This is a genomic window from Vibrio sp. SCSIO 43086 (genome assembly GCF_051132235.1).
Taxonomy (GTDB): Bacteria; Pseudomonadota; Gammaproteobacteria; order Enterobacterales; family Vibrionaceae; genus Vibrio; species Vibrio diabolicus.
Map to the genome: position 1 here is coordinate 2,881,627 of NZ_CP072677.1, position 12,637 is coordinate 2,894,263.

Consider the following 12,637-nt stretch of genomic DNA (forward strand, 5'->3'; position numbering starts at 1 on the left):
TGAACTCCGTTTAGTATCATCCATCACTTGTTAAGGGTACCTTATGAATTCAATGAGTTTTCTCATCTCAACCCTATTTGACCTGTACATCATGGTCGTAATTTTGCGAATTTGGTTGCAAGCTGCACGCGCAGACTTCTACAACCCATTCTCGCAATTCATAGTAAAAGCGACTCAGCCGGTCATTGGTCCACTGCGCCGCATTATCCCATCCGTGGGGAATATTGACCTAGCAACCGTGTTGTTTGCCTACGTGTTGTGTGTGCTTAAATTTGTCGTTCTGATCCTGATAGCCTCTAACGGTTCCGTCTCTTTCAGCGCTGATTTCTTGTTCTTGGGCTTGTTATCATTAATCAAAGCCGCTGGAGGTCTGCTGTTCTGGGTACTATTGATCCGTGCAATTTTGAGCTGGGTAAGCCAAGGTCGCAGCCCTATCGAGTACGTATTCCATCAATTAACCGAGCCAATGTGCGCACCAATCCGTCGTATTATTCCGGCTATTGGTGGTCTTGATTTGAGCGTACTGGTACTGTTTATCGGCTTGCAGTTCGCGAACTTCTTGATGGGTGATATCATTGGTCCAATTTGGTTCCAGTTATAATGTCAGCCGCAGTTTGGCAAGATGGCGAGGACATCATCCTAAAGCTCTATATTCAACCTAAAGCAAGCCGCGATAAAATTGTTGGCTTGCATGGTGAAGAGCTCAAAATCGCCATTACTGCTCCACCTGTCGATGGCAAAGCTAATGCGCACCTAACTAAGTTCTTAGCCAAGCAGTTTAAAATCGCTAAGGGTTTGGTTCACATAGAAAAAGGTGAATTAGGACGGCACAAACAAATTCGGATAGAATCACCTACCCAGATACCGACAGAAATTAAAGCCATCTTATGATGGCTTTTTATTTACAATTTTGTACCACACTTACTAGTACCAATGACTGAGTTCGCATTTTTACCCCGTGACCAAGGTAAAATTGCGGCTATGGTTGTTTTATAACAAGTGCTTTGAGGAAGTAACAATGAGCAAATGGATTACCGCATTACTGATCAGCCTATTGTCGTTACCAAGCTTCGCCGATCAGTTTAAAAATATGAAAGATATCGAAGTACACTATGTCGCGTTTAACTCGACATTCTTAACACCGAAAGTCGCACGTAGCTACGATATCAAGCGTAATGGATACCTCGCTGTGGTTAATATTAGCGTGCTAGATAGAGCTTCATTGGGTAAACCTGCATTAGAAGCAAAAATTGCTGGACGCGCGAAAAACCTCATCGGCCAAACTCAGACCTTGTCCTTTCGTGAAGTCAAAGAAGGCAATGCGATATACTATTTAGCCGAACTGCCAATTACCCACGAAGAAACTTTTACTTTCGATATTGACGTAAAAGCTGGAAACAAAGGCTCAGGTAAGCTTAAATTCACCCAGAAGTTTTATGTTGAAGAGTAATTGGGTTGTGATGATCCAAAAGCTTTTGGATCTAAGCAGGCTAAAAACCACTTATTAGTTAAAGAATATCTAGAGGAGAACGATTTGTTCTCCTCTATCACTATTAAAAGAGATTCCCATGAAAAAAATTGTGCTAGCAACCGGTAACCAAGGCAAAGTTCGTGAAATGGCAGATTTATTGTCTGACTTCGGTTTTGAAGTATTAGCGCAAAGTGAATTCAATGTATCGGAAGTAGCAGAAACGGGTACAACCTTCATTGAAAACGCGATCATCAAAGCTCGCCATGCCGCACAAGAAACAGGGCTTCCTGCGATTGCAGATGACTCTGGCTTAGAAGTCGATTTCTTAAAAGGCGCTCCGGGCATTTACTCTGCACGTTACGCAGGCGAGAACGCATCTGATCAAGAGAATCTAGAAAAATTGCTATCGGCAATGGAAGGCGTACCAGAAGCAGAACGTACAGCACGTTTCCACTGCGTATTAGTCCTCATGCGCCACGAGAACGACCCAACGCCTATCGTCTGCCACGGAAAATGGGAAGGCCGCATTCTAACTGAAGCGCACGGTGAAAATGGCTTTGGCTACGACCCAATCTTCTTTGTTCCTGAAGACAACTGTGCGTCAGCCGAACTTGAACCTGCACGTAAGAAACAACTGTCTCACCGCGGTAAAGCGCTCCAGTCGTTGTTTGCTCAACTATCTGAGCAAGTGTCTCAGTAATCACGAGCGAATTAGACCATGTTAACGCCCCCAGCACTCAGCTTGTATGTACACATCCCTTGGTGTGTGCAAAAGTGCCCTTATTGTGATTTCAATTCACACGCACTAAAAGCGGACATTCCAGAAGAAGAGTACATCAATGCCCTTCTAGAAGATTTGGATACTGACATTCAAAAATACCGCCTTAACGAAGCGCCACGTCCACTGCATTCAATCTTCATTGGTGGTGGTACGCCGAGTTTGATTTCGGCAGAAGGCATCGAGCGTCTACTTAAGGGCATTGAAGCGCGTATTCCGTTCAAGCCTGAAATCGAAATCACCATGGAAGCGAACCCAGGCACTATCGAAGCAGAGCGTTTTGTTGGCTACCGCAAAGCTGGTGTAACGCGTATCTCTATCGGTGTGCAAAGCTTTGAGCAGCAGAAGCTTGAGCGTTTGGGGCGCATTCACGGCCAAGACGAAGCCGTCAATGCTGCTAAGCTGGCGCACCAAATCGGTTTGAACAGCTTTAACCTCGATCTCATGCACGGCTTACCTGATCAAAGCATCGAACAAGCCTTGGCAGATTTGGACAAAGCGATTGAGTTGGCACCGCCGCACTTGTCTTGGTATCAGCTGACCATCGAACCAAACACCATGTTTTACTACAAGCCACCAACGCTACCTGACGATGATGACTTGTGGGATATTTTCGAGCTCGGACACCAAAAACTTTCATCAGCGGGTTATGTGCAATATGAAATCTCGGGTTACAGCAAGCCGGGCTATCAGTGTCAGCACAACCTCAACTACTGGCGCTTTGGCGATTACCTTGGTATCGGTTGTGGCTCTCATGGCAAACTCAGTTTTACCGACGGACGTATTATTCGAACGACAAAGGTAAAACACCCGCGAGGCTATTTAGCGGCTTATCAAAATATGGTCAAACCTTATCTGCATACAGAACATGTCGTCGCGGATGAAGATCGTCCATTCGAGTTCTTTATGAACCGATTCCGCTTAATCGAAGCCTGTCCGAAGCAAGATTATGTGGACACCACAGGCTTACCGCTCAGTACGATTCAAGAAACTATTGATTGGGCGTTAGAAATGGGCTACTTGAGTGAAACCGCCACTCATTGGCAAATTACTGAAAAAGGGAAGCTCTTCCTTAATGACTTGCTCGAAGCCTTTATGGCCGAAGAAAGCGAAGAGTAACGCAACCCAAAAACAAAAAAAGCCTCTCAATTGAGAGGCTTTTTATTTAGAAACAGTACCATCCTAAATAAGGTTGACACACTTCCAACATTAGAAAATTGAACGGCCAATTCGTTCAGAGAGCAGCTCAAGCGCCTTAGTACCAGCAAGCGAGTTACCTGAAGGGTCAAGCTCTGGAGACCATACTGAAATGGTCATTTCACCAGGTACTACCGCGATAATGCCACCACCAACACCAGACTTACCAGGCATACCAACGCGATAAGCAAACTCGCCCGCGCCATCATACAAGCCACACGTTGCTAACAGCGCATTAAGTTGTTTGGTTTGCACAGGGGAAACTACAGGCTTACCCGTTTGTACCGATGTGCCTTTGTTTGCTAAATAGCTAAACGTTTTAGCCAAATCGACACAGCTCATCTTCAGCGCACAAGCGTGGAAGTAGTTTTGCAGCACTGGAATCACTTCATTTTCGAAGTTGCCAAACGAGCGCATGAGATATGCAATCGCCGCATTACGATCACCATGCATCATTTCGGATGCCGCGACGACTTTGTCATACACAATGTGAGTATCACCAGAAAGCTGACGCACAAATTCCAATAGACGCTGACGAGGTGCAGATAAGCGAGTTTGCAACAAATCAGCCACAACTATCGCTCCAGCATTAATAAAAGGATTGCGAGGAATACCTTGCTCCATTTCTAGCTGGATTAGCGAATTAAATGCCTGCCCCGAAGGCTCTTTTCCCACTCGAGACCAAATTTCTTCTTGCTTGTACAAGCACATCGCTAACGTCAAGCTCAATGCTTTTGAAATAGATTGGATAGAGAAAGGTTCATCGGCATCGCCCGCCTTAATAACCTCACCTTCGTTGGTGTATACCGCAATACCTAACTTGTTGCTGGGTACTTTTGCCAGAGCAGGAATGTAATCAGCCACTTTGCCTTGGCCGATTAAAGGGCGCACTTCCGCCAAAATATCTGTCAAAATTTCCACTGTCGGTTTCATTCTCTACCTTCTATTTACAAGAGAACTCGTTGAGCTCAGAGGTAAAAAAAGCCAACGTGTCGTTGGCTTTTCCATAGGGTTCGTTCGACTCAAGTCGATTATGGTTTTACTGCCACAATAATATTGCGGTTGATAGATTGATCAACACGGTGAAGATAACCGATGTAAGGCTCTTCTGAAAGTACCTTCCAACCTTGCTCTTCAAATAATGCCGCGACGTCTTTCCATTTCAACGTAAATTCATTGAAAGACAACACCACTGAACCTTGTTTTTTTAGTACCACTTTCCATGCAGGCAGAGCCTCTTTTAAAAGCTCTAGTGGGCTGCGGTTCAGTTTGCTGTCCTTGGCATTTTTGCTGCCGTGCTGCACACCATAAGGCAGATCAGACACCATCACATCAACTGAGTTCTTTTTCACGACTTGATCAGCGATACGAGTATCAGCCGAATACAGCTTCATAAACTGAAGATTGCCTTGGTTGTAATCTTCTTTATTTGCTGCAGCTTCAACCACGAAACCATCCGCCACTTTCTTGCCACCCGCAGTGCGCTTTTCTTTGCTCACTTTGTGCTTAAAGCGACCATTCTTCATGAACTTAACGATAAAGGTCTGGATCTCTTGCACCCACTTGGCATTGATCTCTACCCCCACCACGTTCAAACCATGGATCAAGCCTTCAAACAAGGTTGTACCTTTACCACACATTGGATCCATTAAGGTTAGCTGCTCACTTCCCGTATTGGACGCACTAATGCCGATATTCACCATCAAGCGAGTAAACTGCTCGTTTGTTTTCCCGGTATAACGCAGAATCTGACTCATGCTTTCCGGGAAAGTATTGAACGCTGGCGCTTGAATTGGTCGAAGTAAACCATCTTCGCGCACTTCAAATAGTGCATAGTAAATCGAAGAGGCTGCGATTCTTCGCGTCTGCTCATCGCTTAGAGCTTCCTGACAAGAAAACACCAACGCTGCAGGTAAGCCAACCTCTTTACTACCAATTTCTGTCACATCCACGCCTTGTGAAGCTAAAATTGCTTTTAGCTCTGAACAGGCAATGGTCATTGCGCTATCAAAGTAAATTCGGTTATGACCCGGATTCGCTAATATCGCGTAATGGTACATCCCATGAACTCCTCTAGTTACGCGATACGCTTATATTTGATATCCCACACACCGTGACCAAGACGGTGACCACGAGCTTCAAACTTCGTTAAAGGACGGTCGTCTGGACGAGGAACGAAATCACCATCTTTAGCAATGTTTTCGAAACCTGGCGCTTGGTTCATAACTTCAATCATGTGCTCTGCGTAGTTTTCCCAGTCTGTCGCCATGTGGAAAATACCTTCATTAGGGATCAGCTTCTCACGAACCATTTCAGCAAAACCTAATTGAACGATGCGACGCTTGTGGTGACGTTTCTTGTGCCAAGGGTCTGGGAAGAACAACTGCAGTGTCGATAGGCTGCCGTTTGGAATCATATGCTCAAACACTTCGACTGCGTCATGGCACATCACACGCAGGTTAGTAACTCCCGCCTCACGCGCATCCGCAAGACAAGCACCAACACCCGGGCTGTGTACTTCGATACCAATGAAGTTCTTCTCTGGTGCATTCTTTGCCATTTCAACCAATGAAGCACCCATACCAAAACCGATCTCTAGTACAACGGGGTTGTCGTTACCAAACACTTCTTTCCAATCGAGAAGTTCAGCTTTGAAGTCAATACCCATCGTTGGCCAGCATTCATTCATCGCGCTCTCTTGACCTTTAGTCAAACGCCCTTCACGGCGCACAAAGCTGCGGATTTTGCGGATCAGCTTTCCGTCTTCGTTGTATTCGTTAGTGGTTACTTCACTCATTGATTTTGCCTGCACATTGATTAATCAAAGCGGGGATTATCCAAAGAATTTACTGAGGTGCAAGTATTTGTTGAGCTCTTGGCCTATGGCAGCCCAAAAGCAATAGCACACCTCTTTATATCCCTACTGTTTATCCGTTGTACTTCTTGCCCATTATGTGGTGCAATTTTGCACCTAACCAATAATAGAATACAGAGCAAGTCGTGACACCTTTCGCCAATGCCATCCTAGAATGGTATGACGCATATGGAAGAAAAGATCTTCCGTGGCAACAAAATAAGACCGCATACAGTGTCTGGTTGTCTGAAATCATGCTTCAGCAAACTCAGGTCACTACGGTTATTCCGTATTACCAACGTTTCTTAGAGCGTTTTCCAACCGTGCTCGATCTTGCCAATGCTGAGCAAGATGAAGTCCTGCACCTTTGGACTGGCTTAGGGTATTACGCCCGAGCCCGTAACCTTCACAAAGCAGCACAAGAGGTCGCCTCTACATACAATGGTGAGTTTCCTCTTGATATAGAGAAAATGAACGCCTTACCGGGGATTGGCCGCTCTACCGCAGCCGCCGTTTTATCGTCTGTGTATAAACAACCACATGCGATTCTTGATGGCAACGTGAAGCGCACCCTATCCCGCTGTTTCGCAGTCGAAGGATGGCCAGGACAAAAAAAGGTTGAAAACCAGCTGTGGGAAATTGCCGAAACGCATACCCCACAAACGGACGTAGATAAGTATAACCAGGCAATGATGGACATGGGCGCGATGGTCTGCACACGCAGCAAACCCAAATGTAGCCTCTGCCCTGTTGCGGATCTGTGTGTGGCAAAACAACAAGGCAATGTGCTCGACTACCCGGGTAAAAAACCGAAAAAAGACAAGCCAATCAAGCAAACTCGTTTTGTAATGCTTCATCACAACACCGAAAATGGTAATGAAGTGTGGTTAGAACAAAGACCACAAACAGGCATTTGGGGTGGCTTATTTTGCTTCCCACAAACCGAACATGTAGATGTAGAAAGCGACATTGAATTGCTACTGGATCAACGTGGCATTCAAGCCAGCAATATCAAGCAGCAGCAAACACTGATTACCTTTCGCCATACCTTTAGCCATTACCACCTCGATATCACGCCAATTTTGATTGATTTATCAAAGCAACCGGACGTGATAATGGAAGGCAACAAAGGTCTTTGGTATAACTTATCTAAACCTGAAGAAGTCGGTTTAGCCGCGCCAGTAAAACTATTGCTGGAAGCGCTACCCCACGAACTTCGTTAATTGAATACAAGGAGTCATTATGAGCCGCACTGTATTTTGTGCTCGACTAAAAAAAGAAGGCGAAGGTCTAGACTTTCAACTTTACCCTGGTGAACTAGGTAAACGCATTTTCGACAACATCTCGAAAGAAGCGTGGGCTCAGTGGCAACACAAACAAACCATGTTGATCAACGAAAAGAAACTCAACATGATGGATCCAGAGCACCGAAAACTGATCGAAACAGAAATGGTAAACTTCCTCTTTGAAGGAAAAGACGTTCATATCGAAGGTTACACACCGCCGAGCGAATAAAGTCGCTTGAGTTAAAACAATGACATCACAACCACTTGTGGTGTCATTTTTCTATTACCTTCAATAGCCCTGATACTTATGAAAAAAATTGTCTTTATTGCTGCCGCACTTTTAATGGCTGGCTGTAGCCGTGAATTCGTCGAAAAGATTTATGACGTCAACTACGAGCCCACAAACCGTTTTGCCAATAACTTAGCTGAGCTACCTGGACAATTTGAAAAAGATACCGCCGCGTTAGATGCCCTGATCAATAGTTTCTCTGGTAATATTCAAAAGCGCTGGGGTAAAAAAGAAATTAAGTACGCAGGCAAAAGTAATTACGTCAAATATATCGATAACTACCTTAGCCGTGCCGAGGTCGACTTTCGCAAAGGCGTGATCACGATTGAAACCGTATCACCGACCGAGCCCCAAAAGCACCTCAAAGAGGCGATTGTCACTACCTTACTCACGCCAGACGATCCAGCTCACGTCGACTTGTTCTCCTCAAAAGGAATCACGTTAGAAGGGCAACCATTTCTGTATAAACAAGTTGTCGATCAAGACAATAAGCCAATTCAGTGGTCTTGGCGGGCAAACCGATTTGCGGAGTATCTCATCGCAAACAAGATCAAGACCAAAGACGTTGATTTCAAGAAAGCGTATTACGTCGAAATCCCCATGGTTGAAGACCATTTTTCAACACGCAGCTACCAATACGCCGATATCGTGCGCCGAGCTTCTAAGAAATACGATATTCCAGAAGATTTGATATACGCCATTATTAAAACCGAGAGCAGCTTCAACCCGTACGCAGTAAGTTGGGCAAATGCGTATGGCTTAATGCAAGTTGTACCTAAAACCGCCGGTCGGGACGTATTCAAGCTCGTGAAAAAGCGCTCAGGCCAACCAAGCCCGGAATATTTGTTTAATCCAGAAAACAACATCGATACCGGTACTGCGTATTTCTACATCTTAAAAAATCGTTATTTAAGAGAAGTCCATCACCCAACCTCTCTCGAGTACAGTATGATTTCCGCTTACAATGGTGGTACTGGAGGTGTTTTAAACACATTCCATCGCAGCGATCGCAAACGCGCAATGCAAGATCTTAATTCGTTGCAACCCAACCAAGTTTATTGGGCACTAACTAAGAAACATCCGAACGCAGAAGCACGTCGTTACCTAGAAAAAGTTACAAATTTCAAAAAGGAATTTAACTCAAAGCAAACTTTGTAGTGATAGTTGAATAAAAAGCGTTCGAACAAGCACTTTTTTGAAATTATTTAAAAAAAGTGGTTGACGCAAAGCGGGAAAATCCGTTTAATAGCGCTCCGTCGCCCGGATAGCTCAGTCGGTAGAGCAGAGGATTGAAAATCCTCGTGTCGGTGGTTCGATTCCGCCTCCGGGCACCACAATTTGATTTGTTGGTGTCTTAACGAAATGTTATAACACGGACAAAAGCACAAAGAATAAAGTGTGCCGACTTAGCTCAGTAGGTAGAGCAACTGACTTGTAATCAGTAGGTCACCAGTTCGATTCCGGTAGTCGGCACCATTCTTTTGCCTCGATAGCTCAGTCGGTAGAGCAGAGGATTGAAAATCCTCGTGTCGGTGGTTCGATTCCGCCTCGAGGCACCATATTTGGTGCGCTTGCTTAATTTAAAATCATTGGCAAGACACAAAACAGAATAGTTCCTCCTTAGCTCAGTTGGTAGAGCGACGGACTGTTAATCCGCAGGTCACTGGTTCGAGTCCAGTAGGAGGAGCCAACTTCAAGAATTTCATATAAATGAGATTCTTAAAACGAAGAGTTCATCTCTTCTAAAAAGAATAAAGTGTGCCGACTTAGCTCAGTAGGTAGAGCAACTGACTTGTAATCAGTAGGTCACCAGTTCGATTCCGGTAGTCGGCACCATTCTTTTGCCTCGATAGCTCAGTCGGTAGAGCAGAGGATTGAAAATCCTCGTGTCGGTGGTTCGATTCCGCCTCGAGGCACCATTATTTGGTGTCATTGCTAAACACGATACACGAATAATTCCTCCTTAGCTCAGTTGGTAGAGCGACGGACTGTTAATCCGCAGGTCACTGGTTCGAGTCCAGTAGGAGGAGCCATTTTTAAAAAGCCGCATCTTTTGATGCGGCTTTTTGGCATCTGCCCTACGCTCATTTCATTTTCTCTGTTTCTCTGTTTCTCTGTTTCTCTGTTTCTCTGTTTCTCTGTTTCTAGCATCGCAAAATATTAAGCCCAATCTCTAAAAAATACTTATTTTACGCTAAAAATTTAATCCACATCATAATTTCAATACGCATTAGTATGCGCGAATATTCATCTTCACTAAGATGCCCGAGTTATTACATTTCTTCTTTTAGCTATGCCTTACATAGTGATGACACTTTATTTGTGAGCCAAATATGAAACTAAAAACTCAAGCCTATTTATTATCTGCGATCATATTGCTAGCACTCCTAGCACTGACCGCAACGGGCTTATGGACACTTCGCGTCGCAAGTAACCTTGATAACAAAGCTCGGGTTACTGAGCTATTCAAAAGTGCGTACAGCATTCTTACCGAAGTAGAAAAAATGGCTATCGAAGGCAAAATGCCAGAGGACGAAGCGAAATCATTAGCCACTCGCCTACTTCGTAATAATATCTACAAAGACAACGAATACGTTTATGTCGCAGATGAGAACATGATTTTTGTTGCAGCTCCGCTTGACCCTCAATTACATGGCACAAGCTTTCACGACTTTCGTGATGGAGATGGCAACAGCGTCGGCCAACTTATCTTAGATGTTTTGGGGCGCAAAACAGGTCAAATCGTCGAATATACCTGGAGTCAAAAGCAGGCCGACGGAAGCATTGAAGAAAAACACTCTATTGCCGAGAAAACACCACATTGGGGCTGGGTTGTAGGTACAGGGATCGGCTTTAATGAGGTGAATGCTCGCTTCTGGGCTACCGCTCAATGGCAGCTTGTACTGTGTTTAGTTATCGCGGGGAGTATTCTCGGTGGCCTGATAATCTCGATTCGCAAGATGCTCAATCTACTTGGTGGAGAGCCAAACGATGTGCGCAAAGCCGTTCAAGCTGTCGCACAAGGCGACATTCAGACCAGTTTTGATGCAGCGGCGCCGAGAGGAAGTATCTATCGTGCGGTGCAAGATATGAGTCAATCGCTAGCCACCATGGTGACAAACCTTGAGAAATCCATGCACGCACTGCGCGCTGAGTTATCTGCCGTAGAATCTCGCTCAAATACGATTGCCGATCTCACCGTATCCCAGCAGCAGTCAACAGCAATGATTGCCACTGCGATGACTGAAATGGCATCTTCAGCCAACCATGTTGCCAACTCGGCAAGTGATACAGCAAACAACACAGACGAAGCCGATAAACAAAGTCAGCATACTCAGAAGTTGATTCACAGTACTGTTGAAAACATTCAAGGTTTGGCTTCTCAATTAAATACTGCAAGTAAAGCGGTCGCCGATCTAGATCAGGATGTAAATAATATTGTAAAAGTGCTCGATGTAATTGGCGATATTGCAGAGCAAACAAACTTACTCGCACTCAATGCTGCCATTGAAGCAGCACGTGCCGGAGAGCAAGGTCGAGGCTTTGCCGTTGTTGCCGACGAGGTGCGTAACCTGGCAGGCCGAACACAAGATAGCACTAAAGAGATTCAGCATATGATCTCCAACCTGCAAGAAGGTTCCCGTAACGCTATTCACACAATGGAAGTGTGTGCAGAAACCAGTGAGGGCACAGTAACAGAGTCTAAGAATGCCTCTGAAGCTCTGCAGCAAATTGTAACGGCGTTAGAATCTATCACCGCAATGAGTCAGCAGATCGCGACCGCAGCAGCCGAACAAACTCAGGTTAGCGATGATATTGCGCTGCGTGTCAATCTTATCGAGGAAAGCGGAAGCCAGCTCAACTCTGTGGTAACGGAGAGCCAATCAAGCACTCAAAGTTTAGCTTCGCTGGCAGATGAGCTAGAAGGTTGGGTAAACAAGTTCTCTGTAAAGCACTAGGTTAAAGTCAATTGTTTAGTATAAAGCACGTTTTCAAGCGTGCTTTTTTTGTTTTTATCCATTTACTCTACTTTCAAACTCCTATCTCTCCATTAAAGAAAGCTTAGTTAATGGTGTATTTGTATCAAAAATGCATAAAAACAGCCCACTCCGAGCACATTTTCATCAAACGATATTTTATTTTAATTTTATGGTTGACCTAAGAGCCGAAAAACCGTTTAATACACCTCGTCGCCCGGATAGCTCAGTCGGTAGAGCAGAGGATTGAAAATCCTCGTGTCGGTGGTTCGATTCCGCCTCCGGGCACCACGATTTATTAATTGTTGGTGCTTAGCACGAACAATAGTTAAAGAATATAGTGTGCCGACTTAGCTCAGTAGGTAGAGCAACTGACTTGTAATCAGTAGGTCACCAGTTCGATTCCGGTAGTCGGCACCATTTATTCTCTTAAAAAGACAATTCCTCCTTAGCTCAGTTGGTAGAGCGACGGACTGTTAATCCGCAGGTCACTGGTTCGAGTCCAGTAGGAGGAGCCATTTTTCAGTTAGTAAGTCGATTACTTATTAACGAAAATGTGCCGACTTAGCTCAGTAGGTAGAGCAACTGACTTGTAATCAGTAGGTCACCAGTTCGATTCCGGTAGTCGGCACCACTTATTAAAATTTGTTCCTCCTTAGCTCAGTTGGTAGAGCGACGGACTGTTAATCCGCAGGTCACTGGTTCGAGTCCAGTAGGAGGAGCCATATTAGAAAAAGCCGTATCTCTTGATACGGCTTTTTTGCATTGGTTTAAAGTCAAACTCT

General features: G+C 44.9%; 12 protein-coding genes and 12 tRNA genes. 21 read left to right on the top strand and 3 right to left on the bottom strand.

Annotated features, from left to right (window positions below; genetic code table 11):
• Positions 1-43: 43 nt before the first annotated feature.
• The 5 genes from J8Z23_RS13630 to hemW all read left to right on the top strand — a co-directional run bounded on the left by J8Z23_RS13630 (position 44) and on the right by hemW (position 3,368).
• The gene (locus J8Z23_RS13630; RefSeq protein WP_012841393.1) at positions 44-601 is read left to right on the top strand and encodes a YggT family protein; all 558 of its coding nucleotides are present in this window, start codon (positions 44-46) and stop codon (positions 599-601) included.
• Positions 601-891 (top strand): DUF167 family protein YggU, encoded by a 291-nt coding sequence (gene yggU / locus J8Z23_RS13635; RefSeq protein WP_005393980.1) that lies wholly within the window; start codon positions 601-603, stop codon positions 889-891. Before J8Z23_RS13630 ends, yggU begins: the two co-directional genes overlap by 1 nt.
• Positions 892-1,018: 127 nt before the next feature.
• Entirely contained in the window at positions 1,019-1,450 is a 432-nt protein-coding gene (locus J8Z23_RS13640; protein WP_005393982.1) for a DUF4426 domain-containing protein, read from the top strand.
• A gap of 118 nt (positions 1,451-1,568) precedes the next feature.
• Positions 1,569-2,171, top strand: coding sequence for an XTP/dITP diphosphatase (locus tag J8Z23_RS13645; protein WP_193447896.1), 603 nt, complete (start codon positions 1,569-1,571; stop codon positions 2,169-2,171).
• Positions 2,172-2,189: 18 nt separating this feature from the next.
• On the top strand, positions 2,190-3,368 hold the full coding sequence (gene hemW / locus J8Z23_RS13650; RefSeq protein WP_301659961.1) for a radical SAM family heme chaperone HemW: 1,179 nt from the start codon (positions 2,190-2,192) through the stop codon (positions 3,366-3,368).
• Between the two features lie 90 nt (positions 3,369-3,458).
• On the opposite strand, the gene glsB is transcribed toward hemW, so the two are convergent.
• The 3 genes from glsB to trmB form a co-directional block, all read right to left on the bottom strand.
• Positions 3,459-4,379 (bottom strand): glutaminase B, encoded by a 921-nt coding sequence (gene glsB, locus J8Z23_RS13655; RefSeq protein WP_005381007.1) that lies wholly within the window; start codon positions 4,377-4,379, stop codon positions 3,459-3,461.
• Positions 4,380-4,477: 98 nt separating this feature from the next.
• On the bottom strand, positions 4,478-5,506 hold the full coding sequence (locus J8Z23_RS13660; RefSeq protein ID WP_074191811.1) for a TRM11 family SAM-dependent methyltransferase: 1,029 nt from the start codon (positions 5,504-5,506) through the stop codon (positions 4,478-4,480).
• Between the two features lie 17 nt (positions 5,507-5,523).
• Entirely contained in the window at positions 5,524-6,243 is a 720-nt protein-coding gene (trmB, locus tag J8Z23_RS13665) for a tRNA (guanosine(46)-N7)-methyltransferase TrmB (protein ID WP_006743099.1), read from the bottom strand.
• A 203-nt stretch (positions 6,244-6,446) separates the two neighbouring features.
• Between trmB and mutY the strand changes: the two genes are divergently transcribed.
• The 16 genes from mutY to J8Z23_RS13745 all read left to right on the top strand — a co-directional run bounded on the left by mutY (position 6,447) and on the right by J8Z23_RS13745 (position 12,577).
• On the top strand, positions 6,447-7,523 hold the full coding sequence (mutY, locus tag J8Z23_RS13670; protein ID WP_301659960.1) for an A/G-specific adenine glycosylase: 1,077 nt from the start codon (positions 6,447-6,449) through the stop codon (positions 7,521-7,523).
• 19 nt (positions 7,524-7,542) lie between these two features.
• The gene (locus J8Z23_RS13675; protein ID WP_005381002.1) at positions 7,543-7,815 is read left to right on the top strand and encodes an oxidative damage protection protein; all 273 of its coding nucleotides are present in this window, start codon (positions 7,543-7,545) and stop codon (positions 7,813-7,815) included.
• Between the two features lie 78 nt (positions 7,816-7,893).
• Complete coding sequence (mltC, locus tag J8Z23_RS13680) at positions 7,894-9,033, top strand: membrane-bound lytic murein transglycosylase MltC (RefSeq protein WP_005393998.1); 1,140 nt, start codon at positions 7,894-7,896, stop codon at positions 9,031-9,033.
• A 100-nt stretch (positions 9,034-9,133) separates the two neighbouring features.
• A tRNA-Phe gene (locus tag J8Z23_RS13685) sits at positions 9,134-9,209 on the top strand.
• A gap of 66 nt (positions 9,210-9,275) precedes the next feature.
• Positions 9,276-9,351: transfer RNA gene (locus tag J8Z23_RS13690), tRNA-Thr, on the top strand.
• Positions 9,352-9,358: 7 nt separating this feature from the next.
• Positions 9,359-9,434, top strand: a tRNA-Phe gene (locus J8Z23_RS13695).
• A gap of 55 nt (positions 9,435-9,489) precedes the next feature.
• A tRNA-Asn gene (locus J8Z23_RS13700) sits at positions 9,490-9,565 on the top strand.
• Between the two features lie 70 nt (positions 9,566-9,635).
• Positions 9,636-9,711: transfer RNA gene (locus J8Z23_RS13705), tRNA-Thr, on the top strand.
• 7 nt (positions 9,712-9,718) lie between these two features.
• Positions 9,719-9,794: transfer RNA gene (locus J8Z23_RS13710), tRNA-Phe, on the top strand.
• A 38-nt stretch (positions 9,795-9,832) separates the two neighbouring features.
• Positions 9,833-9,908 (top strand) — tRNA-Asn (locus J8Z23_RS13715).
• 300 nt (positions 9,909-10,208) lie between these two features.
• Complete coding sequence (locus tag J8Z23_RS13720) at positions 10,209-11,834, top strand: methyl-accepting chemotaxis protein (RefSeq protein WP_301659064.1); 1,626 nt, start codon at positions 10,209-10,211, stop codon at positions 11,832-11,834.
• A gap of 233 nt (positions 11,835-12,067) precedes the next feature.
• Positions 12,068-12,143 (top strand) — tRNA-Phe (locus J8Z23_RS13725).
• Positions 12,144-12,196: 53 nt separating this feature from the next.
• Positions 12,197-12,272 (top strand) — tRNA-Thr (locus J8Z23_RS13730).
• Positions 12,273-12,294: 22 nt separating this feature from the next.
• Positions 12,295-12,370: transfer RNA gene (locus J8Z23_RS13735), tRNA-Asn, on the top strand.
• 40 nt (positions 12,371-12,410) lie between these two features.
• Positions 12,411-12,486: transfer RNA gene (locus tag J8Z23_RS13740), tRNA-Thr, on the top strand.
• 15 nt (positions 12,487-12,501) lie between these two features.
• A tRNA-Asn gene (locus J8Z23_RS13745) sits at positions 12,502-12,577 on the top strand.
• Positions 12,578-12,637: the final 60 nt, after the last annotated feature.